Genomic DNA, 21,931 nt, shown 5'->3' with positions numbered 1-21,931 from the left:
CGGTCGGCATCCGACCGCCGCCACCGGCACGTAGCTACATCGGACGGACGTTGTCCGCCTGCGGGCCCTTCTGGCCCTGGGTCACCTCGAACTCGACCTTCTGGCCCTCGTTCAGCTCGCGGTAGCCGCTGGATTGAATGGCCGAGTAGTGGACGAACACGTCCGGACCTCCGCCGTCCTGCTCGATGAAGCCGAAGCCCTTTTCCGAGTTGAACCACTTGACCGTGCCGGTTGCCATGCGTCTCTCCCTGTTCAATGCGGGGGAGCACCGGTCGCTGCCGGTGATCGCCCTGTGCTGTCCCGACAGTAACCGCCCGGACGGGGATCCGCTGCCGGAAGTGCCCGGGCGCGCCCACGAATACGTCGTCGGCGGGAAATCCCTCCGCCCGGGGCCGGTGCGGGGCATGCTTGCCCCGATGAGCACACGGACGGCGCTGGCCGACCTGGAACGGGAGATCGCGGGCGATGGTGGCGGCCTGGACGGTCTCCGGCTGGTCGACACCCCGTTCGTGCCGGAGGTGCGGCTGCACCTGGCCGAGGACGCCATCCTCTGGTGGGCCCGGATGGAAGCGGCGGCCGGCCGGTCGCTGCCGCCGCCGTACTGGGCGTCCGTCTGGGCCGGCGGGCAGGCGATCGCCCGGCACCTGCTCGACCACCCCCAGCTGGTCACCGGGCGGCGGGTGCTCGACCTGGCCGCCGGATCCGGGCTGGTCGCCATCGCCGCCGCGCTCGCCGGCGCCGAGCTGGTGGTCGCCAACGACGTCGACCCGTACGCGGTGGCGGCCGTGACCGTCAACGCGCGGGCCAACCGGGTGAGCGTCGCCGCCACCGGCGGCGACCTGCTGGACGGCACCGCCGACGTCGACCTGGTGGTGGCCGGTGACGTGTTCTACGACGCGGCGCTGGCCGCCCGGGTGCTGCCGTTCCTCCAGCGCTCCGCCGCGCGCGGCGCGCAGGTGCTGGTCGGCGATCCGGACCGGGGACACCTGCCGGCGGACGGGCTGGAGGTGGTGGCCAGCTACCGGGTGCCCACCACCGAACCCGCGGTCGACTCCCCGGTCCGCCGGGTCCAGGTGCTGCGACCGCACTGAGTGGACCGGGGGTCGACCCCGAGGGTGGAGTCAGGGTCGGGTGGGGGATCGGGCCGGATGTGCCGGGTGCGTCGCGGCCGTAGCGTTCCACCCGTGATCGATCTACTGGCCCACCTCGGAGAGTTGCCCGTCGAGTCGCTGATGGCGGCTCTCGGCCTGGTCATGCTCGCCGACGCCGTACCGCTGGTCGGGGTGCTGGTGCCCGGTGACGCGGCGGTCCTCGCCGCGGTGGGGGCGGGCCGGCCGTCGACCGCGGTGGCCACCGTGGTGACGGTGGTGCTGGGCTGCCTGGCCGGCTGGTCGCTGAGCTTCCTGGCCGGGCGGCGCTGGGGGGCGGCGCTGCGGGGCAGCCGGCTGGGCGGCTGGATCGGCGAGTCCCGGTGGGCCGCGGCGGAGGCGGTGCTGCGCCGCGGCGGCGGCCGGATGGTGCTGGTCGCGCCGTTCCTGCCGGTGTTCAACGCGCTGCTGCCGCTGGCCGCCGGCGGGCTGCGGATGTCGTACCCGAGGTTCCTGGCCGCGGCCGCGGCCGGGGCGACCCTCTGGGCGGGCCTCTACGTGGGGCTCGGCACCGCGGCCCGGGCGGTGGCGGCGCTGCTGCCCGGCGCGCCCAGCCCGACGCTGCTCACCATGCTGGTCGGGCTGCTGCTCGCCGGGGCGTTGCTCTACGGCGCGCGGCGCCCGCTGCGCGCGCTGACCGGGGTGGGGTCGGCGAGCTGACCGTCCGGGGGGGACGGTGCGCCGGCGCGGGTCCACGACCCGCGCCGGCGGCGGCTCACCAGCCGCGGGCCCGCCACTGCGGCAGCGCCGGGCGCTCGGCGCCGAGCGTGCTGTCCTTGCCATGGCCCGGATAGAACCAGGTCTCGTCGGGCAGCCGGTCGAAGAGCTTGCCCTCCACGTCGTCGATGAGCTGGCCGAACCGCTCCGGGTCCTGGTTGGTGTTCCCCACCCCGCCGGGAAAAAGTGAGTCGCCGGTCCACAGGTGCGGCACGCCGGACGGGTCGCGGTAGAGCAGCGCGATCGAGCCCGGGGTGTGCCCCCGCAGGTGGATCACCTCCAGGGCGCAGGAGCCGACCGGCACGGTGTCCCCCTCGCGCAGCGGGGCGGCCTCGATCGGCAGGCCCTCGGCGTCCTCGGCGCCCACCAGCGGGCGGGCGCCGGTCTTCGCCACCACCTCCTCCAGCGCCACCCAGTGGTCCATGTGCTGGTGGGTGGTGACCACGCTGGCCAGCCCGCCGTCGCCGATCAGCTCGAGCAGCCGCGGCGCCTCGTTGGCGGCGTCGATCAGCACCTGCTCGCCGGTCTCCCGGCAGCGCAGCAGGTACGCGTTGTTGTCCATCGGCCCCACCGAAACCTTGGTGATGGTGAGCCGGTCGAGGTCGCGGACGTCCGGCGTGCCGCCGGGCGTGACGTCTCCGGTGTAGGTCATGCGGCTTCTATATCCATTCCGGTGGGATCGGCAGGGGACCGTCGGGCGTGACGGTGAGCACCTCGCCGGCGCTGCGCCCGGTCAGCCAGGCGGCGAGTTCCGGCGCGGGGCCGGTGATCGTGGGCGCCCCCTCGGGGTCACCCACGACGAGTTCGGACCGGACGCCGTCGAAGCGCAGCACCATGGCCGGCGCCGCCGGGTTGCCGGCCAGGCCGGTGACCACCTCGTGCAGCAACCGCTGGGCGAACGCGTCCGGCCAGTCCGCCGCCCGGTAGCCGGCGGCGAGGTCCACGTGGTGCACCTCGATCTCCCGCAGCCGCCCCCAGACCAGCATCGCGGCCGGCCACGGGCCGCGCCGGGTCTGCACCGTGGCCGCCCACGCCTCGACCGGCATGGCCGCCACCGCCGCGGTGAACCGCTCGGCGCTGTGCCGCAGGTCGGCCAGCAGGTCGGCGGCCGGCCGCCCGGACCCGGTCTCGATGTCGGCGGAGCGGGCCTGTGGGCTGGCGTACATCGGGATCGGCTCGCCGGTGCGCGCGGCGGTGAGCAGGTTGACGAAGCCGTCGGCGTTGCGGGCCAGGTGGGTCAGCACGTGGCCGCGGGTCCAGCCCGGCAGCAGGGACGCGGCGGCGACGTCCGCCGGGCCGAAACCGGACACGGTACGCAGCAGCCGCGCCATGGCCTCGTCCAGCTCGCCGGTCAGCAGGAGGGGATCGCTGGTCACGAAACGACCCTAGCGGTACGGCCCGGCAACGTCGCCGGGGAAATAGCTTTCGGCGCGCCGGCGCGCCCCCTACCGTCTGGTCGACGGCTTCGGTCGCGGCACCGGTTCGGACGCGCCGGGTCGGGGTCGTCGCCGGACGCCGCAGCCGGGAGTCGGAGGGGAGGTGGTGAGCATGCCGGTCGCAGCACCCGTGTTCCGCCCTGAACCCCCTCGACACCGATGAGGACACCATGACACTGGATCTGACCGCCCTCGGCTGGGACGCCGACCGGGCGGCCCACGTACCGCGGCACGCCGACCGCCGGCCGGGCCGGGTGGCCCGCGTCGACCGTGGCGTCTGCACCGTGCTCTGCCCGGACGGGCCGGTCCGGGCCAGCCTGGGCGGGGCCGTGCTGGCCGCCGCCGCCCGCGACCTGACCGCGCTGCCCTGCGCCGGCGACTGGGTGCTGCTCGCCACCTGGCCGGACGGGCCGGTGACGGTCGAGACGGTGCTGCCCCGGCGTACCGCCCTGATCCGGCGCACCGCCGGCAAGGACGCCAGCGGGCAGGTGCTCGCCGCCAACCTCGACGCCGCCGCGGTGGTCGAGCCGGTGCACCCCGCGCCGGACGCCGAGCGGATCGAGCGGCTGCTCTCCCTGGCCCACGAGTCCGGGGCCGAGCCGCTGCTCGTGCTCACCAAGGCGGACCTGGCCGCCGACCCGGCGGCGGTGGCCCGGCAACTCACCGCGCTCGCCCCCGGGGTGCCGGTGCTGCCGGTCAGCGCCGAGCGCGGCACCGGGCTGGACCCGCTGCGCCGCCACGTCGCCCCGGGCCGGACGCTCGGGCTGCTCGGGCCGTCCGGCGCGGGCAAGTCGAGCCTGGTCAACGCCCTGGCCGGGACGGACGTGATGCGTACCCAGGCGATCCGCCGCTCCGACGGCAAGGGCCGGCACACCACCACCTGGCGGGCCCTGGTGCCGATCCCCGGCGGCGGCGCGGTGCTGGACACCCCCGGCGTACGGGCCGTCGGTCTGCTCGACGGCACGGCCGGCCTGGACCGGGCCTTCGCGGACATCGCCGAGCTGGCCAGCGGCTGCCGGTACGCCGACTGCGCGCACGACGCCGAGCCGGCGTGCGCGGTGCGCGCCGCGCTGGACAGCGGGGAGCTGCCGCCCCGGCGCTGGGAGAGCTGGCGCCGGCTGCAGCGCGAGGTGGCCTACGAGAGCGGCCGCCGGGAGGCTCGGCTCGCGGCCGAGCGGCGGGGCGGCTGGCGGGGTGGCCGGCGGCGGACGGGGCGTCCGACGGCGCCGCCGGCGCCGGGCGGATTCTGACCGGAGGACGGTGGGGTCGGGTGGGGCGAGCACGCCCCGCCCGACCGAGCTGACCTGGGGGAATGTGCGCGCGCGGAAACTTGTCATACCTCGGGGCTAGAGTTGCCCGGGCGTCTTCCGTGCGCCTCGACAACCCTCGAAAACCGCTCAGACCACGCTCCGAGCGGACAGATCCGCCTCCATTCTTTCTCCGGGAGCACAGGCACTGTGGCCGACCGACTGATCATCCGTGGCGCGCGCGAGCACAACCTGCGTGACGTCAGTCTCGACCTGCCCCGGGACGCCCTGATCGTCTTCACCGGGCTCTCCGGGTCGGGCAAGTCGAGCCTGGCGTTCGACACCATCTTCGCCGAGGGCCAGCGGCGCTACGTCGAGTCGCTGTCCTCGTACGCCCGGCAGTTCCTCGGCCAGATGGACAAGCCCGACGTCGACTTCATCGAGGGCCTCAGCCCCGCGGTCTCCATCGACCAGAAGTCCACCTCGCGCAACCCGCGCTCCACCGTCGGCACCATCACCGAGGTCTACGACTACCTCCGGCTGCTCTTCGCCCGCGTCGGCGAGCCGCACTGCCCGATCTGCGGCGAGCGGATCTCCAAGCAGAGCCCGCAGCAGATCGTCGACCGGGTGCTCGCGATGGCCGAGGGCACCCGGTTCATGGTGCTCGCCCCGGTGGTGCGCGGCCGCAAGGGCGAGTACGTCGACCTCTTCGCCGAACTCCAGGCCAAGGGCTACGCGCGGGCCCGGGTCGACGGCGTGGTGCACCCGCTGACCGAGCCGCCGAAGCTCAAGAAGCAGGAGAAGCACACCATTGAGGTGGTGATCGACCGGCTCAGCGTCAAGCCCGGCGCCAAGCGGCGGCTGACCGACTCGGTCGAGGCCGCGCTCGGTCTGTCCGGCGGCATCGTGCTGCTCGACTTCGTCGACCTGGCCGAGGACGACCCGGACCGGGAGCGCCGCTACTCCGAGCACCTGGCCTGCCCCAACGACCACCCGCTCGCGATCGAGGACCTGGAGCCCCGGGTCTTCTCCTTCAACGCCCCGTACGGCGCCTGCCCCGAGTGCACCGGCCTGGGCACCAAGAAGGAGGTCGACCCGGAGCTGGTCATCCCGGACCCGGAGCGGACCCTGCGCGAGGGCGCCATCCAGCCCTGGGCCACCGGGCACAACCTGGAATACTTCCTGCGCCTGCTGGAGGCCCTCGGCGAGGCCCAGCACTTCGACGTGGACACCCCGTGGCGGGCGCTGCCGTCGCGGGCCCAGAAGACGATCCTGCACGGCTCCGACGACCAGGTGCACGTCCGCTACCGCAACAAGTACGGCCGCGAGCGCTCGTACTACACGGGCTTCGAGGGCGTGATGCAGTGGATCGAGCGCCGGCACGGCGACACCGAGTCGGAGTGGTCGCGGGACAAGTACGAGGGCTACATGCGCGACGTGCCCTGCGCGGCCTGCGGTGGCGCCCGGCTCAAGCCGGAGGTGCTCGCGGTCACCCTGGCGGGCAAGAGCATCGCCGAGGTCTGCAACCTCTCCGTCGGCGAGGCGGCCGACCTGCTCGCCGGCATCGAGCTGACCGACCGGCAGAAGATGATCGCCGAGCGGGTGCTCAAGGAGATCAACGCCCGGCTGAAGTTCCTGCTCGACGTCGGGCTGGACTACCTCTCCCTGGACCGGCCGGCGGGCACCCTCTCCGGCGGCGAGGCGCAGCGCATCCGGCTCGCCACCCAGATCGGCTCCGGCCTGGTCGGGGTGCTCTACGTGCTGGACGAGCCGTCGATCGGCCTGCACCAGCGGGACAACCACCGGCTGATCGAGACGCTGCTGCGGCTGCGCGGGCTGGGCAACACCCTGATCGTGGTCGAGCACGACGAGGACACCATCCGGGTCGCCGACTGGATCGTCGACATCGGCCCCGGCGCCGGCGAGCACGGCGGCAAGATCGTGCACAGCGGGTCGGTGCCGGCGCTGCTGGAGAACGAGGAGTCGGTCACCGGGGCGTACCTGTCGGGGCGCCGGCAGATCCCGACGCCGGCCGTCCGCCGGCCGCAGACCGCGGAACGGGAGCTGGTGGTGCACGGGGCGCGCGAGCACAACCTGCGCAACCTCACCGTCAGCTTCCCGCTGGGCCAGCTCATCGCGGTCACCGGGGTCAGCGGCTCCGGCAAGTCGACCCTGGTCAACGACATCCTCTACGCGGTGCTCGCCAACCAGATCAACGGCGCCCGGCTGGTCCCCGGCCGGCACACCCGGATCACCGGCCTGGAGAACGTGGACAAGGTCGTCGGCGTGGACCAGTCACCGATCGGCCGCACGCCCCGGTCGAACCCGGCCACCTACACCGGCGTCTGGGACCACGTCCGCAAGCTCTTCGCCGAGACCACCGAGGCCAAGGTCCGGGGGTACGGTCCGGGCCGGTTCTCCTTCAACGTCAAGGGTGGCCGCTGCGAGGCGTGCTCCGGTGACGGCACCATCAAGATCGAGATGAACTTCCTGCCCGACGTCTACGTGCCGTGCGAGGTGTGCAAGGGCGCCCGGTACAACCGGGAGACCCTGGAGGTGCACTACAAGGGCCGCACGGTCGCCGAGGTGCTGGACATGCCGATCGAGGAGGCCGCCGAGTTCTTCTCCGCGATCCCGGCCATCCACCGGCACCTCAAGACGCTGGTCGACGTGGGCCTCGGCTACGTCCGGCTCGGCCAACCCGCACCGACCCTCTCCGGCGGTGAGGCGCAGCGCGTCAAGCTCGCCTCCGAGCTGCAGAAGCGCTCCACCGGCCGGACCGTCTACGTGCTCGACGAGCCGACCACCGGCCTGCACTTCGAGGACATCCGCAAGCTGCTCATGGTCCTCGAGGGTCTGGTCGACAAGGGCAACACGGTGATCACCATCGAGCACAACCTCGACGTGATCAAGTCGGCCGACTGGATCATCGACATGGGTCCGGAGGGTGGCCACCGGGGCGGCACCGTGCTCGCCACCGGCACGCCGGAGGAGGTCGCCGAGGTGCCGGAGAGCCACACCGGCCAGTTCCTGCGCCCGATGCTCAAGCTCGACGGCGCGGCCAAGGGCGCCGCGGCGGCCACCTCGCGGGCGGCCAAGGCCAACGGCGCCACCCGGCCGCGGGCCAGCCGCAAGGTTCCCGCCGGGGCGCGCTGACCCGGGCGTACCACGGGCGGGCCGCAGGAGCGGTCCGCCCGTGCCGTGCTCGCTCCACGCCGGCCCCAGGAGCGGTCTGCCCGTGCCGTCCTTGCTCCACGTCGGCCGCAGGAGCGGTCCTGCCCGTGCCGTGCTCGCTCCACGCCGGCCCCAGGAGCGGTCCTGCCCGTGCCGTGCTCGCTCCACGCCGGCCGCGGCGCCGGGTCAGGCCGGCGCGGTATCTGTTCGGAAATCCGATTGGTGACGCGCCGGTATGAACCGTGCGGCACCCTGGTCCGTGTTGCGAAGCGGGGCCACGGGATCATGACGAGTGGCGGCAGCCGAGAGAAGGGCCGGACATGAGTGACGATCAGGTGCTGACCGGACCGGGTGGCCAGACCCGGCGCACCCTGCTGGCGGGCGCCGGCGCGGTCGGGGCCGCGGTGGTGCTGGCGGGCTGTGGCGACGACGCGGGGGACACCGCCGGCGGTTCGGCGCCGACCAGCGCCGGTCCTCCCGGCGCCACCAACGCCGGCGATCCGGAGGGCGGCGAGCGGGACAGCAGCGGCCCGCTCGCCCGGACCACCGACATCCCGGTCGGCGGCGGGGCCGTGTTCGCCACGAAGGGGGTCGTGATCACCCAACCGGCGGCCGGCGAGTTCAAGGCCTTCGACCCGATCTGCACCCACCAGGGCTGCCCGGTGTCGAACGTCGACGGTGGCACGATCAACTGCACCTGCCACAACAGCCGGTTCTCGATCACCGACGGCTCGGTGAAGCAGGGCCCGGCGACCAGGCCACTGGCGCCGAAGAACATCAAGATCACCGGGGAGCAGATCACCCTGGCCTGAGCCGTACCGCCGCGGCCCCCGCCGCGCAGTCTTGGCCGGGGACGCGCGGCACCGGTCCCTGTCGGGGGTGCGGACTAGGCTTGCGGCGTGGCTGACCCCTCGACCTACCGTCCCGCGACCGGCACCATCCCGGAGTCGCCAGGGGTCTACCGCTTCCGGGACGGCACCGGCCGGGTGATCTACGTCGGCAAGGCGCGCAACCTGCGCAGCCGGCTCAACTCCTACTTCGCCGACCCGGTCAACCTGCACCAGCGCACCCGGCAGATGGTCTTCACCGCCGAGTCGGTGGACTGGATCACCGTGGCCACCGAGGTCGAGGCGCTCCAGCAGGAATACACCTGGATCAAGCAGTACGACCCCCGGTTCAACGTCCGCTACCGTGACGACAAGTCGTACCCCTATCTCGCGGTCACCCTCGACGAGGAATACCCGCGCCTGCAGGTGATGCGCGGCGCCAAGCGCAAGGGGGTGCGCTACTTCGGGCCGTACTCCCACGCCTGGGCGATCCGCGAGACGCTGGACCTGCTGCTGCGGGTCTTCCCGGCGCGGACCTGCTCCTCCGGGGTGTTCAAGCGGGCCGGCCAGGTCGGCCGGCCCTGCCTGCTCGGTTACATCGGCAAGTGCTCCGCGCCCTGCGTCGGCAGCGTCACCGCCGAGCGGCACCGGGAGATCGTCAACAGCTTCTGCGACTTCATGGCCGGCCGCACCGACACGATGGTCCGGCGGCTGGAGAAGGACATGCTGGAGGCCAGCGAGCAGCTGGAGTTCGAGCGGGCCGCCCGGCTGCGCGACGACGTGGCCGCGCTGCGGCGAGCCATGGAGAAGCAGACCGTGGTGCTCGGCGACGGCACCGACGCCGACGTGGTGGCCTTCGCCGACGACCCCCTCGAAGCCGCCGTCCAGGTCTTCCACGTCCGCGGCGGCCGGGTCCGCGGCCAGCGCGGCTGGGTGGTGGAGAAGACCGAGGAGCTGACCACCGGTGACCTGGTGCACCACTTCTGCACCCAGGTCTACGGCGGCGAGCAGGGCGAGGCCGACGTGCCCCGCGAGCTGCTCGTCCCCGAGCTGCCCGGCGACGCCGACGCGCTCGCCGACTGGCTCTCCACCCGGCGGGGCAGCCGGGTGTCCCTGCGGGTGCCGCAACGCGGCGACAAGCGCGCGCTGCTGGAGACCGTCGAGCGCAACGCCAAGGACGCGCTCGCCCGACACAAGCTCAAGCGGGCGGGCGACCTTACCACCCGCAGCCAGGCGCTCGACGAGATCGCCGAGGCGCTCGGCATGCGTACCTCGCCGCTGCGGATCGAGTGTTTCGACGTGTCCCAGATCCAGGGCACCGACGTGGTGGCCAGCATGGTCGTCTTCGAGGACGGGCTGCCCCGCAAGAGCGAATACCGGCGGTTCATCGTCCGCGGCGCCACCGACGACCTCTCCGCCATGTCCGAGGTGCTGCGCCGGCGCTTCGCCCGCTACCTCGATGCCCGCGCCGAGACCGGAGAGATCGGCGAGGAGACCGCCGGGGACCCCGACCGGCCCGGCATCGACCCGACCACCGGGCGGCCGCGCAAGTTCGCGTACCCGCCGCAGCTGGTCGTGGTCGACGGCGGCGCGCCGCAGGTGGCCGCCGCCGGGCAGGCCCTCGCCGAGCTGGGCATCGACGACGTGGCGCTCTGCGGCCTGGCCAAGCGGCTGGAGGAGGTCTGGCTGCCCGACGACGAGTTCCCGGTCATCCTGCCCCGCACCTCCGAGGCGCTCTACCTGCTGCAACGCGTACGCGACGAGGCGCACCGGTTCGCCATCACCTTCCACCGGCAGCGCCGGTCCAAGCGGATGACCGAATCGGCGCTGGACAACATCCCCGGCCTCGGCGAGGTACGCCGCAAGGCGCTGCTGCGGCACTTCGGCTCACTCAAGCGGCTCTCCGCCGCCACCGTCGAGGAGATCACCGAGGTGCCCGGCGTGGGCCGGCGGACCGCCGAGGCGATCCTCGCCGCCCTCGACGAGTCCGGCTCGGCCAAGACCCCTTCCTGACCCACTCCCGGCGGGCCCGCCTCGTCCGCCGGGGGTGGCCCGCCGGTCATCGCGGCTGATCCACGCCGGAATGCGGCAAGTGGGGTATCCGGCGTCGAGGAAGGGCCGCATCGCCGCAACTGGGTGGATCATCCTCCGCCCGATGCGGCACCCGGGGCCATCCGGCGCCGAGGAAGCACCAGATCGCCGCAACTGGGGTGGATCATCCTCTCGCCTGGTGCGGCACCCGGGCCGGTGTCCTTCCGCTCGCTACTGGTCTGTTGACCTGAACGACTCGCGGCCACGGCGGCCAGCCGGTCAGCGCGGCTGATACACGCCGGGATGCGGCAAACAGGGGTATCCGGCGTCGAGGAAGGGCCAGATCGCCGCAACCGGAGTGGATCATCCCTTCCGTGCCCCGCTGTGGATCGTTTCCGCCATCAAGGTCGGTAGTGTCCGGAACCCCCATCCCGGGCTGCGGCGACGCGGCATGGTCGGCTCATCCGAATTCGGCTGGTGGGCGGTGGTGGCCGTTGGGTGGTTTGGGGCCTCATGTGCCGTGGTCGGGGCCACCCGCAGGGCGGAATCATGCCGGGGCCGGGGTCGTTGAACATGGCAGACCGTAGAGCAGCCCCACCCCAGGGTGCGTGGAGCCCGGCCGGAATGATCGGCCACCGGCCGTCGTTACATCCCCCGGACCGTGCACCACCCGGTCCACCCCGGGTCAAGGCCGAGGGGAACGATCCCCGGCCCCGGGCCGTTACATCCCCCGGGACCGTGCACCACCGGTCCACCCCGGGATACCAACGAGGTCGAGGGAATCACTTCCCCGCCACCGACGGTTACACCCCCGGCACGCCCGAGCAGGTCACCCCCTGACCGCCGGCATCCCCCAAAGACTTTCCCCCTTTTGCGCGCGGCAGCAGACACCCCCCTTGTGTGGCTGCCGCGTCACCCCCGATCAGAGAGGCACTCATCATGCGTACCACTCTGCTGCGTAACACCGTCCTGACCGCTGCAGGCTTCGCCGCCACCGCCGGTGGGATCGCCGGCCCCGCCATCGCCGCCCACGCCGCCCCCGCGCAGAAGACCGCGCAGGTCAGCACCGACCGTAAGGGCCACGGCGAGCGGGAACTCGACGTCCGCTACGAGGCCCAGCCCAACTTCTACTACTGCGGCCCCGCCGCCACCCGCAACGCCCTGTCCGTGCTCGGTAAGAACATCGACGTGGACGCCATGGCCAAGGAGATGGGCACCACCGAGGCCGGCACCAACAGCATCAACGACATCACCCCCGTCCTGAACAAGGAAACCGGCAAGCACTACCGGTCGGTGGAAATCAAGGACGGCAAGGCCGACGACAAGCAGACCGACACCCTGCGCGCCGACATCGTGCGCACCGTCGACGACGGCCGCGCCGTGGTCGCCAACATCGCCGGCACCGCCACCGACACCGACGGCAACACCCACTCCTTCGAAGGCGGCCACTACATCAGCGTCATCGGCTACCGCGACGGCGGGAAGACCGTCACGATCGCCGACTCGGCCGACCCGAACACCGCCTCCTACCGCATCAGCGTCGACAACCTCGCCGACTGGATCGCCACCCGCGGCTACAGCGCCTCCTGACCGGCTATCCGCTGACAGGAGCGAGCACGAAGGGCCGGCCCCCACAAGGGGTCGGCCCTTCGTCGTGTCCGCGGACGGGCCCGGTCTCAGGACTCGGCGAGGACGCCGAGGATCCCGTCGCCGTACTTGGCCAGCTTGTTCTCGCCGACGCCGCTGATCCGGGACAGTTCGGCCAGCGAGGCGGGTGCCTCCGTGGCGATCTGCCGCAGGGTGGCGTCGTGGAAGATCACGTACGCCGGGACGCCCTGCTCCTTGGCGGTGGCCGCGCGCCAGGCGCGCAGCCGTTCAAACACCGACGCGGCGGCCGGGGTGAGGTCGGCGACCACGGTGGCCGCCCCGCGTGGCTTCGCCGACCGGCCGGCCGCCGGCCGCTCCGGCTCGCGCCGCAGGGTGACCGTGCGGCGGCGGCCCAGCACCTCGGCGCTGGCCTCGGTGAGCGCGAGGGTGCCGTAGTCGCCCTCCACGGCGAGCAGCCCTTCGGCGAGCAGTTGCCGCACCACGCCCCGCCACTCGGCCTCCCGCAGTTCGGTGCCGATGCCGAACGTGCTCAGCGCGTCGTGACCGTGCTGGTCGATCTTGTCGGTGTGCTTGCCGAGCAGGATGTCGATGCTGTGCCCGGCGCCGAAGCGCTGGTTGCGTTCCCGGTCCAGCCGGAAGACGGTGGAGAGCAGCTTCTGGGCGGCGACCGTGCCGTCCCAGGACTCCGGCGGCTCGAGGCAGGTGTCGCAGTTGCCGCAGTTGGCCGTGCCGCCCTCGCCGAAGTATTCGAGCAGCTGCGCCCGGCGGCAGCGGACCGTCTCGCAGAGCGCCAGCATGGCGTCCAGGTGGCTGGCCAGGTTGCGCCGGTGCGCGAGGTCGCCCTCGGACGTCTCGATCATCTTGCGCTGCTGCACCACGTCCTGCAGCCCGTACGCCAGCCAGGCGGTCGACGGCAGCCCGTCGCGCCCGGCGCGGCCGGTCTCCTGGTAGTAGCCCTCCACCGACTTGGGCAGGTCGAGGTGGGCGACGAAGCGCACGTCGGGCTTGTCGATGCCCATGCCGAAGGCGATCGTGGCGACCATGACGAGGCCGTCCTCGCGCAGGAAGCGCTGCTGGTTGGTCGCCCGGGTCGTCGCGTCCAGCCCGGCGTGGTACGGCAGCGCCGGGATGCCCTGCTGGACCAGGAACTCCGCGGTCTTCTCCACCGAGGCGCGGGAGAGGCAGTAGACGATGCCGGCGTCGCCGGGGTGCTCGTCGCGCAGCAGGGCGAGCAACTGCTTGCGCGGCTCCCGCTTGGGCACGATCCGGTACTGGATGTTGGGCCGGTCGAAGCTGGCCACGAAGTGCCGGGCGTCGGTGAGTTGGAGCCGGGTGGCGATCTCGGTGCGGGTGGCCCGGGTCGCCGTGGCGGTCAGCGCGATGCGCGGCACCGCCGGCCAGCGTTCGTGCAGCATCGACAGGTTGAGGTAGTCGGGGCGGAAGTCGTGCCCCCACTGCGACACGCAGTGCGCCTCGTCGATCGCGAACAGCGCGATGCGGCCTCGCTCCAGCAGGCCGAGGGTGGCGCGCACCGCCAGCGCCTCCGGCGCCAGGTAGAGCAGGTCCAACTCGCCGGCGAGGAAGGCGGCCTCGACCCGGCGCCGCTCGGTGAGGTCCTGCGTCGAGTTGAGGAAGCCGGCCCGGACGCCGACGGCGGTGAGTGCGTCGACCTGGTCCTGCATCAGGGCGATCAGCGGCGAGACCACCACCGCGGCGCCGTCCCGGACCAGCGCCGGGATCTGGTAGCACAGCGACTTGCCGCCGCCGGTCGGCATCAGCACCAGCGCGTCGCCGCCGGCCACCACGTGCTCGACGACGTCCTGCTGGAAGCCGCGGAAGGTGTCGTAGCCGAACACCCGGTTGAGCACCCGCAGCGCGTCCTCGGTCCGCTGATCGGTGGGGGAGACCATTCGCGCAGTCTACGAGCGGGCCCGGACAAGACCGCTACGACTCGTCCCCGTCGCGGGGAGGTGTTGACCGGGCGCTGAACAAGCGTTTAATCTATTGAACATGCGTTCAGCCTCTGACGATAGCGACCTCACCGGCAAGGCCAACATCCGCAACGCCGCGCTGCGCCTGTTCGCCGAGCGAGGGCATGACGCCGTCACGGTGCGGGAGATCGCCGCGGCGGCAGGGGTGTCCCCCGCGCTCGTCGTGCATCACTTCGGCAGCAAGGACGGGCTGCGGGCCGCCGTGGACGGCTACGCCGCGCAGGCGTTCGACGCGCTCTTCTCGATGGACGAGCGGGACGTGGCCGAGGCGATCAGCGGGGACGGCGGGGCGTCCATCGCCGAGATGTTCGCCCGGGCCTTCCCGCACGGCTCGCCGTTGCCCGCGTACCTGCGCCGCCTGCTGCTCGTCAACGACCCGGCGGGAGCGGCGTTGTTCGGTCGCTGGCACGCCCGCACCCGCCAACTGCTCGACTCGATGACCGAGATCGGCGCCGCTCGACCGGCTGAGGACCCCGCGGTCCGGGCGGCGTTCCTCCTGGTCAACGACCTCGCGCTGGTCCTGCTGCGCAACCAGATCGCCGCCGCGATCGGAGTTGATCCGCTCACCCCGGAGGGCATCGCCCGCTGGGCCAGAGAAGCCACCGCCGTCTACACGGAGGGCGCGTTCGTGACGGCGCCCGGGGAGGAAGCCTCGTGACTCAGCCGGCCCATGTCATCCACATCCAGAACCTCACCAAGACATTCGGAAAGGTACGTGCCCTCGACGGACTGGATCTCACCGTGCGGCCGGGCGAGGTGCATGGTTTCCTCGGTCCGAACGGGGCGGGCAAGTCCACCGCCATCCGCATCCTGCTCGGGCTGATGCGGGCCACCGGCGGTCACGTCGAGTTGTTCGGCGCCGACCCCTGGCGGGCGGCCGCCACGCTGCACGGGCGGCTGGCCTACGTCGCCGGGGACGTCGCGCTGTGGCCCGGATTGACCGGCGGCCAGTGCCTCGACGTCATCGGGGCCACGCACGGCGCGGTCGACGAGAGGCGCCGGGACCGCCTGATCGAACGCTTCGAGCTCGATCCGACCAAGCGGATCCGGGACTACTCCAAGGGCAACCGTCAGAAGGTCGCCCTGGTGGCCGCGCTGGCCGCCCAGGTGGACCTCCTCGTCCTCGACGAGCCCACGTCCGGGCTCGATCCGCTGATGGAGCAGGTCTTCCAGCAGTGCGTGCGGGAACGGAGGAACGACGGTGTCACCGTGTTGCTCTCCAGCCACATCCTCAGCGAGGTCGAAGCGCTGGCCGACCGGGTGAGCATCATTCGCCGTGGCCGCACCGTCGCCACCGGCAGCCTCGCCGACCTGGGCCGCCACGCCCGGACCTCGGTGCACGCCGTCACCGTCGAGGAACCCGGAGACCTGGCGCAGGCGGACGGGGTGGCCGACTGGGCCTGCGAACGGCGCGATGGCCAGCTCGACGTCCGGTTCACCACCGACGCCGACCACCTCGACGAGGTGATCGGGAGGCTGCACGCCGCACGGATCCGCACCCTGACCGTCGCCCCGCCGAGGCTCGATGCGCTGTTCCTGCGCGCCTACGGGGACGCCGCGGGCGCCCGGGAGACCGGCGAACCGGTTGCTGAGGACGCGCGATGAGCGGCTGGTACCCACCGGCGGTCTCCAGCCGGAGCGGGCTGGGCGTCATGGTGGGCATCGTCTGGCGTACCCGCCGGCGCGGCATCGTGGTCTGGGTGCTCGCCCTCGCCGCGAGCATGATCGCGACAGCCGTCGCCGTCGCCGGCCTCTACGACACCCCGGCCAAGATCCACACCTATGCCGAGGCGGTCACCGCGGGCAGCGCGCTGGCCGCGATCAACGGCCACGTCGAGGGCATCGACAGCCTGGGTGGGGTGATCCAGGACGAGTTCGGCTTCCTGGCCTCGTTCCTGCTTCCGCTGCTGGGCATCGGCCTGATCGCCGGGTCGACGCGACGCGAGGAGGAGTCGGGCCGGCTCGAGACGATCCTCGGCGGCCGGATCGCCCGGCACCAGCCCGTCCTGGCGGCCCTCGTGGTGGCGACCGCGGCGATCGTCGTCACGTCGGTCCTGTTCGCCGCCGGCCTGGTGCTCGCCGGTGTCCCGGTGTCCGGCGCGATCCTCTACGGCGCGGCACTCGGCGCGCTGGCCTTCGTGTTCGCCGGGTTCGCGGCTCTGCTGGCGCAACTCGTGCGCCATGCCCGCGGGGTGTACACGTGGAGCCTGATCACCCTCGCCGGGGCGTACGTCCTGCGCGGCGTCGGCGACACGGCCACGAGCCGGTTGACCTGGCTGTCCCCGCTGGGGTGGGCGGAGAAGACCGCGCCGTTCGGGAACCAGCGGTGGTGGGTGCTCGCCGTCCCGGCCGTTGCCGGCGTGGCCTCGGGCGGCGCGGCGGTGTGGCTGGCCGCGCGCCGGGACGTCGGCAGCGCCCTGCTGCGTGGCGGCCCGGGCCCGGCCCGCGCGACCCGGCCGCGGCGGCGGCCGATCGGCTTCGCGGTCTGGCTGCACCGCCCGGCGACGGCGGGCTGGCTGGCGGGCGCGATCCTGCTCACCGGGATGATGGGCGCGCTGGCCCGACAGTTTCTCGACGCGTTGGCCGGCAATCCCGCGCTGGGCGACGCCGTGGGCATCAGCGGCCCCCGGCCGTTGGACGGCTTCATCGCGATGACCCAGCTCTACCTCGCCGTCCTCGGCGCGGGGTACGTCACCCAGGCGATCGGCACCCTGCGGGCCGAGGAAGCCGAGGGCCGCCTGGAGACCCGGCTCGCCGGCACGCTCTCCCGGACCCGCTGGCTTGCCGCCCACGGTGCCGTCGTCGCGGCCGGGCTGGTGCTCATCGTCGCCGGCTCGTCGGCGGTCCTCGCCCTGTCGACCGCGTGGTCGGTGGGAAGTCCCGGCGAGACCGGGGCCGTGCTGCGGGCCGGCCTGGACTACCTGCCGGCGGAACTGGTGTTCGCCGGCCTCGCCCTGGCCGTGTTCGGCCTCTGGCCGCGCGGCTTCGCGCTCAGCCGGGCGGCGTACGCCGTGGCGACCTTCATCGCCCTGCTCGGTCCCGGCCTGAAACTCCGGCGCTGGGTGCTCGACCTCGCCCCCACCACGCATGTCGGGGCACCGCCGCGGGCAGCTGTCGACGCCGGCGATCTGGCCGCGCTGGCCGTCGTGGCCGTCGCCCTCGCCCTGGTGGGGTTCGTCGCCTTCCGCCGTCGGGGCATCCCCCACGCCTGATGCCCCGGCCCTGCCTTCCGCCCCGCCCACCGTCGCGACCAGGTCGTCGCGCGCCCGCCGTTCAGCACGCACCCCGCGAAGCCGACCGGGCCGGCGCCAATCCCGGCAAACCGGACAAGTACCTGTTCGGGTCCGCACCCGTGGAATCCCGGACGGGCGTGCAGCCGTTAGAGTCGCTGACTGACCATGCGCGGCCGACCGGCCGCGGCGCCACGGCTTGGGGGTAGCGGGTGAGCGAGTCGCGGACGGGAGACCCGGTGCCGACGGCCGGCACGGAGCCGGCCCTCGGCCGGCCGGCGCCGGCCGAGGCGGACACCACGTTGGTGGTGGTCACCGGCCTCTCCGGCGGTGGCCGCAGCACGGTCGCCCGGGCGTTGGAGAACGTCGGCTTCTACGTGGTCGACAACCTGCCCCAGGCGCTGATGCTCGACATGGCCGAGCTGGCCTTCAAGGCCGGCGGCGCGGCCCGGCGTACCGCGATGGTGCTGGACGTGCGCTCCCGCGCCTTCTCCACCGACCTGGCCGGGGCGATCCGGGAGCTGCGCGAGCGCGGCTTCCACCCCCGGGTGGTCTTCGTCGACGCCGACGACGAGGTGCTGATCCGCCGCTTCGAGAGCGTCCGCCGGTCCCACCCGTTGCAGGGCGAGGGGCGGCTGGCCGACGGCATCGCGGTCGAGCGGGCGCTGCTGGAGGAGGCCCGCGACCAGGCCGACGTGATCATCGACACCAGCCATCTGAACGTCAACCAGCTGCGCCGCCGGGTGGAGGAGCTCTTCGGCGGCGAGGACGCCCGCCGGCTGCGGATCACCGTGCTCTCCTTCGGCTTCAAGTACGGCCTCCCCCCGGACGCCGACTTCGTGATGGACGCCCGGTTTCTGCCCAACCCGTACTGGGTGCCGGAGCTGCGCGAGCACACCGGTCGGGAGGAGGCGGTCAGCGCGTACGTGCTGGGCCAGGAGGGCGCGGAGGGCTTCGTGGCCGGCTACGCCGACCTGGTCAACGCCACCACCGCCGGTTTCGAGCGGGAGGGCAAGCGCTACCTGACCGTCGCGGTCGGCTGCACCGGCGGCAAGCACCGCAGCGTCGCCATCGCCGAGGAGTTGGCCGCCCGGCTGCGCCAGTCCGGCATCGCGGCCAACGCCCAGCACCGGGACCTGGGGCGGGAATGATCCCGACCAGGGTGGTCGCGTTCGGCGGCGGACACGGGCTCTCGGCGTCGCTGCGCGCGCTGCGGCGCTGCGTACCCGAGCTGGACCTGGACATCACCGCGGTGGTCACGGTGGGCGACGACGGCGGCTCCAGCGGGCGGCTGCGCGCCGAGCGCGGCGGCCTGCCCCCGGGTGACCTGCGGCAGGCGCTGGTCGCCCTCGCCGGCGACCACCCGGCCACCCGGCGCAGCGCCGCGCTGTTCCAGCACCGCTTCGCGGCCGCGGCGCGGCAGGCGGGCGTCGCCGTGGGACCGCCGCCCGGCGGCGCCGCGGTGACCGCCGGGGCCGGCGCGACGGCGGCCGACCCGCTCGCCGGGCACGCGGTCGGCAACCTGCTGCTGCACGGGCTGATGGAACTGCTCGGTGACCCGGTGGCCGCGCTCGACCACGCCGGGGCGATGCTCGGCGCGGTCGGCCGGGTGCTGCCCATGTCGTGCCAGCCGGTGGGCATCGAGGCCCGGGTGCGCGGCGCCGACCCGGACCACCCCGACGAGGTACGCGTGCTGCGTGGCCAGCACCACGTGGCGGTCACCACGGGGCGGGTGGAGTCGCTGCGGCTCACCCCGGCCGCGCCGGCGGCCTGCGCGGAGGCGGTCGCCGCGGTCCGTGCCGCCGACTGGTTGATCTTCGGGCCGGGCAGCTGGTACACCAGCGTGCTGCCTCACCTGTTGGTGCCCGGGCTGGCCGACGCGATCGTGTCCAGCCCGGCCCGCCGGCTGGTGACGCTCAACCTGGTGGCGGAGAAGGAGACCCTGGGGCTCTCCCTGCCCGACCATCTGGACACCCTCGGGCGCTATCTGCCCGAGCTGAAGGTGGACATGGTGCTGGCGGACTCCACGGCGGTGGGTGATCCCGAGGCGGTCGAACGTGCGGCAGAATCGCTGGGTGCCCGGCTGGTCCTCGCCCCCGTCGCCGTCACCGACGGCACGCCCCGTCATGATCCAGCCGCGCTGGGCGCCGCACTGGTGCCCGTCCTGGGCGCCGATCGTTAGACACGTACGTAATCACCGGCGACACGCCGGTACCGGTCCGTGAGGGGGCGCACTATGGCGATGACGGCCGCGGTCAAGGACGAGCTGAGTCGGGTCGACGTACCCAAGCCGTGCTGCCGGCGCGCGGAGATGGCCGCCCTGCTGCGCTTCGCGGGTGGCCTGCACATCGTGTCCGGCCGGGTGGTGGTCGAGGCGGAGCTGGACACCGGCGCGGTCGCCCGGCGGCTGCGCCGGGAGATCGCCGAGGTCTACGGCTACCCGAGCGAGATCCACGTGCTCGCCTCCGGCGGGCTGCGCAAGGGCAGCCACTTCATCGTCCGGGTGGTGAAGGACGGGGAGGCCCTCGCCCGGCAGACCGGCCTGCTCGACGTCCGTGGCCGCCCGGTGCGCGGGCTGCCGCCGCACGTGGTGGCCGCGAACGTCTGCTGCGCGGTCTCCGCCTGGCGGGGCGCGTTCATGGCGCACGGCTCGCTCACCGAGCCGGGCCGCTCCAGCGCGCTGGAGATCACCTGCCCGGGCCCGGAGTCCGCCCTGGCGCTGGTCGGCGCGGCCCGCCGGATCGGCATCACCGCGAAGAACCGCGAGGTACGCGGGGTGGACCGGGTCGTGGTCAAGGACGGCGACGCGATCGCCGCCCTGCTCACCCGCATCGGCGCCCACTCCAGCGTGCTGGCCTGGGAGGAGCGGCGGGTGCGCCGGGAGGTCCGGGCGACCGCCAACCGGCTGGCCAACTTCGACGACGCCAACCTGCGCCGCTCGGCCCGCGCCGCGGTGGCCGCCGCCGCCCGGGTCACCCGGGCGCTGGAGATCCTCGCCGACGACGCCCCCAACCACCTCACCTCGGCCGGCCGGCTGCGGCTGGAGCACCGGCAGGCCTCGCTGGAGGAGCTGGGCGCGCTGGCGGAGCCGCCGCTGACCAAGGACGCCATCGCCGGCCGGATCCGCCGGCTGCTCGCGCTGGCCGACAAGCGGGCCCGCGACCTGGGCATCCCGGATACCGAAGCGGCCGTCACGCCCGACATGCTCGTGGTCTGATAGGACCGTGCGGCTGTTCGCGTGCGGGCGGGATCACCACCCGCCGCAGCGCGGTGGCGCACGCTCGGATAGGGTCGCTGCGTACGGCAAGGGGGCCGGCACAGGCATTCCTCGCCGTACTCACCGCCTCGGGCGGTCAGGTCTCCATGGACCGCGGCGGGGTGGCCGAGATGACATCGTCAACGGCCGGCTCCTACGGTCGGCGCACACACCTCCGCCGGCCGTGGTCTGACGCCGGCGGACCAGAACGCGAGGAGATGGGACCTGTGACCATCCGGGTTGGCATCAACGGCTTCGGCCGGATCGGCCGTAACTTCTTCCGGGCAGTGCTGGCGTCCGGTGCGGACATCGAGGTCGTGGCGGTGAACGACCTGACCGACAACGCGACGCTCGCCCACCTTGTCAAGTACGACAGCATCCTGGGCCGCCTCCCGCACGAGGTGAAGGCGACCGCCGACGAGATCACCGTGGGCGGCAAGACCATCAAGGCGTACGCCGAGAAGGACCCGGCCAAGCTGCCGTGGGGCGAGGTCGGCGCCGACGTCGTGATCGAGTCCACCGGCTTCTTCACCGACGCCACCAAGGCGAAGGCGCACCTCGACGGCGGGGCCAAGAAGATCATCATCTCCGCGCCGGCGAAGAACGAGGACGTCACCGTGGTCATGGGCGTCAACCAGGACCAGTACGACCCGGCCAAGCACAACATCATCTCGAACGCGTCCTGCACCACCAACTGCCTGGCCCCGATGGCGAAGGTCCTGCAGGACACGTTCGGCATCACCAAGGGTCTGATGACCACCATCCACGCGTACACGCAGGACCAGAACCTGCAGGACGCGCCGCACAAGGACCTGCGCCGGGCCCGCGCCGCCGCGCTGAACATCGTGCCGACCTCGACCGGCGCCGCGAAGGCGATCGGCCTGGTGCTGCCGGAGCTGAAGGGCAAGCTGGACGGCTACGCGCTGCGGGTGCCGATCCCGACCGGCTCGGCCACCGACCTGACCGTCGAGGTCGGCCGGGAGACCACGGTGGACGAGGTCAACGCCGCGCTGAAGGCCGCCGCGGACGGCCCGCTCAAGGGCATCCTGGTCTACAACGAGGACCCGATCGTCTCCGCCGACATCGTCACCGACCCGGCGTCGTGCATCTTCGACGCGCCGCTGACCAAGGTGATCGGCAACCAGGTCAAGGTCGTCGGCTGGTACGACAACGAGTGGGGCTACTCCAACCGCCTCGTCGACCTGGTCAAGCTGGTGGGTAGCTCGCTGTGAGTGCGAGGAGCGAGCTTGCGCCCGCAGGCACGAA

At 73.0% G+C, this 21,931-nt stretch carries 18 protein-coding genes; 14 read left to right on the top strand and 4 right to left on the bottom strand.

The genetic code is table 11. The annotated features are described in order from the left end of the window. Positions 1-34: 34 nt before the first annotated feature. Positions 35-238, bottom strand: coding sequence for a cold-shock protein (locus ACIBPB_RS08485; RefSeq protein ID WP_013287480.1), 204 nt, complete (start codon positions 236-238; stop codon positions 35-37). A 178-nt stretch (positions 239-416) separates the two neighbouring features. Between ACIBPB_RS08485 and ACIBPB_RS08480 the strand changes: the two genes are divergently transcribed. Further along, positions 417-1,091, top strand: coding sequence for a 50S ribosomal protein L11 methyltransferase (locus ACIBPB_RS08480; protein ID WP_357329267.1), 675 nt, complete (start codon positions 417-419; stop codon positions 1,089-1,091). A 93-nt stretch (positions 1,092-1,184) separates the two neighbouring features. Next, entirely contained in the window at positions 1,185-1,808 is a 624-nt protein-coding gene (locus tag ACIBPB_RS08475; RefSeq protein ID WP_357329269.1) for a VTT domain-containing protein, read from the top strand. A 55-nt stretch (positions 1,809-1,863) separates the two neighbouring features. On the opposite strand, the gene ACIBPB_RS08470 is transcribed toward ACIBPB_RS08475, so the two are convergent. Next, entirely contained in the window at positions 1,864-2,517 is a 654-nt protein-coding gene (locus ACIBPB_RS08470) for an MBL fold metallo-hydrolase (protein ID WP_396838930.1), read from the bottom strand. A 7-nt stretch (positions 2,518-2,524) separates the two neighbouring features. Continuing rightward, a complete protein-coding gene (locus ACIBPB_RS08465; protein ID WP_396838929.1) occupies positions 2,525-3,241 on the bottom strand; it encodes a maleylpyruvate isomerase family mycothiol-dependent enzyme in 717 nt (238 codons plus the stop codon). A 230-nt stretch (positions 3,242-3,471) separates the two neighbouring features. On the opposite strand from ACIBPB_RS08465, the gene rsgA reads away from it, so the two are divergent. The 5 genes from rsgA to ACIBPB_RS08440 all read left to right on the top strand — a co-directional run bounded on the left by rsgA (position 3,472) and on the right by ACIBPB_RS08440 (position 12,170). Further along, positions 3,472-4,551, top strand: a complete 1,080-nt coding sequence (gene rsgA, locus ACIBPB_RS08460; RefSeq protein ID WP_396838928.1) for a ribosome small subunit-dependent GTPase A — start codon at positions 3,472-3,474, stop codon at positions 4,549-4,551. 207 nt (positions 4,552-4,758) lie between these two features. Beyond that, a complete protein-coding gene (gene uvrA, locus ACIBPB_RS08455) occupies positions 4,759-7,704 on the top strand; it encodes an excinuclease ABC subunit UvrA (protein WP_396838927.1) in 2,946 nt (981 codons plus the stop codon). A 338-nt stretch (positions 7,705-8,042) separates the two neighbouring features. Further along, positions 8,043-8,534: a Rieske (2Fe-2S) protein gene (locus tag ACIBPB_RS08450; protein ID WP_396838926.1), complete on the top strand. Its 492-nt coding sequence runs from the start codon at positions 8,043-8,045 to the stop codon at positions 8,532-8,534. A gap of 87 nt (positions 8,535-8,621) precedes the next feature. After that, positions 8,622-10,562 carry an excinuclease ABC subunit UvrC gene (gene uvrC / locus ACIBPB_RS08445; protein ID WP_396838925.1) on the top strand — a complete coding sequence of 647 codons (1,941 nt, stop codon included), beginning with the start codon at positions 8,622-8,624 and terminating at the stop codon, positions 10,560-10,562. Positions 10,563-11,519: 957 nt separating this feature from the next. After that, positions 11,520-12,170 carry a C39 family peptidase gene (locus ACIBPB_RS08440; protein ID WP_396838923.1) on the top strand — a complete coding sequence of 217 codons (651 nt, stop codon included), beginning with the start codon at positions 11,520-11,522 and terminating at the stop codon, positions 12,168-12,170. 86 nt (positions 12,171-12,256) lie between these two features. On the opposite strand, the gene recQ is transcribed toward ACIBPB_RS08440, so the two are convergent. Continuing rightward, positions 12,257-14,098: a DNA helicase RecQ gene (gene recQ / locus ACIBPB_RS08435; protein WP_396838922.1), complete on the bottom strand. Its 1,842-nt coding sequence runs from the start codon at positions 14,096-14,098 to the stop codon at positions 12,257-12,259. Positions 14,099-14,198: 100 nt separating this feature from the next. Between recQ and ACIBPB_RS08430 the strand changes: the two genes are divergently transcribed. The 7 genes from ACIBPB_RS08430 to gap all read left to right on the top strand — a co-directional run bounded on the left by ACIBPB_RS08430 (position 14,199) and on the right by gap (position 21,897). Continuing rightward, positions 14,199-14,837, top strand: coding sequence for a TetR/AcrR family transcriptional regulator (locus ACIBPB_RS08430; RefSeq protein ID WP_396838921.1), 639 nt, complete (start codon positions 14,199-14,201; stop codon positions 14,835-14,837). Next, complete coding sequence (locus tag ACIBPB_RS08425; RefSeq protein WP_396838919.1) at positions 14,834-15,784, top strand: ABC transporter ATP-binding protein; 951 nt, start codon at positions 14,834-14,836, stop codon at positions 15,782-15,784. The genes ACIBPB_RS08430 and ACIBPB_RS08425 overlap by 4 nt, the downstream gene beginning before the upstream one ends. Beyond that, complete coding sequence (locus ACIBPB_RS08420; RefSeq protein ID WP_396838918.1) at positions 15,781-17,391, top strand: ABC transporter permease; 1,611 nt, start codon at positions 15,781-15,783, stop codon at positions 17,389-17,391. Before ACIBPB_RS08425 ends, ACIBPB_RS08420 begins: the two co-directional genes overlap by 4 nt. A gap of 257 nt (positions 17,392-17,648) precedes the next feature. After that, entirely contained in the window at positions 17,649-18,560 is a 912-nt protein-coding gene (gene rapZ, locus ACIBPB_RS08415) for an RNase adapter RapZ (protein ID WP_357323315.1), read from the top strand. After that, positions 18,557-19,591 (top strand): 2-phospho-L-lactate transferase CofD family protein, encoded by a 1,035-nt coding sequence (locus tag ACIBPB_RS08410; protein WP_396838917.1) that lies wholly within the window; start codon positions 18,557-18,559, stop codon positions 19,589-19,591. Before rapZ ends, ACIBPB_RS08410 begins: the two co-directional genes overlap by 4 nt. Positions 19,592-19,645: 54 nt before the next feature. Further along, positions 19,646-20,626, top strand: a complete 981-nt coding sequence (whiA, locus tag ACIBPB_RS08405; RefSeq protein ID WP_018788213.1) for a DNA-binding protein WhiA — start codon at positions 19,646-19,648, stop codon at positions 20,624-20,626. Between the two features lie 266 nt (positions 20,627-20,892). Then, positions 20,893-21,897, top strand: coding sequence for a type I glyceraldehyde-3-phosphate dehydrogenase (gene gap, locus ACIBPB_RS08400; protein ID WP_396838916.1), 1,005 nt, complete (start codon positions 20,893-20,895; stop codon positions 21,895-21,897). Positions 21,898-21,931 lie beyond the last annotated feature (34 nt).

This window comes from Micromonospora sp. NPDC049836 (genome assembly GCF_044465125.1).
In the GTDB taxonomy this organism is placed as follows: Bacteria; Actinomycetota; Actinomycetes; order Mycobacteriales; family Micromonosporaceae; genus Micromonospora.
Note: the sequence above shows the minus strand (reverse complement) of the source record. Positions and strands in the feature narration are given on the sequence as shown.

What these genes read in the sequence shown, in the direction of transcription:
- recQ (WP_396838922.1), bottom strand. Translation starts at nt 14,098, where the DNA reads ATGGTCTCCCCCACCGATCAGCGGACCGAGGACGCGCTGCGGGTGCTC.
- ACIBPB_RS08430 (WP_396838921.1), top strand. Translation starts at nt 14,199, where the DNA reads ATGCGTTCAGCCTCTGACGATAGCGACCTCACCGGCAAGGCCAACATC.
- ACIBPB_RS08480 (WP_357329267.1), top strand. Translation starts at nt 417, where the DNA reads ATGAGCACACGGACGGCGCTGGCCGACCTGGAACGGGAGATCGCGGGC.
- ACIBPB_RS08440 (WP_396838923.1), top strand. Translation starts at nt 11,520, where the DNA reads ATGCGTACCACTCTGCTGCGTAACACCGTCCTGACCGCTGCAGGCTTC.
- ACIBPB_RS08485 (WP_013287480.1), bottom strand. Translation starts at nt 238, where the DNA reads ATGGCAACCGGCACGGTCAAGTGGTTCAACTCGGAAAAGGGCTTCGGC.
- ACIBPB_RS08450 (WP_396838926.1), top strand. Translation starts at nt 8,043, where the DNA reads ATGAGTGACGATCAGGTGCTGACCGGACCGGGTGGCCAGACCCGGCGC.
- ACIBPB_RS08420 (WP_396838918.1), top strand. Translation starts at nt 15,781, where the DNA reads ATGAGCGGCTGGTACCCACCGGCGGTCTCCAGCCGGAGCGGGCTGGGC.
- rsgA (WP_396838928.1), top strand. Translation starts at nt 3,472, where the DNA reads ATGACACTGGATCTGACCGCCCTCGGCTGGGACGCCGACCGGGCGGCC.
- ACIBPB_RS08410 (WP_396838917.1), top strand. Translation starts at nt 18,557, where the DNA reads ATGATCCCGACCAGGGTGGTCGCGTTCGGCGGCGGACACGGGCTCTCG.
- whiA (WP_018788213.1), top strand. Translation starts at nt 19,646, where the DNA reads ATGGCGATGACGGCCGCGGTCAAGGACGAGCTGAGTCGGGTCGACGTA.
- ACIBPB_RS08470 (WP_396838930.1), bottom strand. Translation starts at nt 2,517, where the DNA reads ATGACCTACACCGGAGACGTCACGCCCGGCGGCACGCCGGACGTCCGC.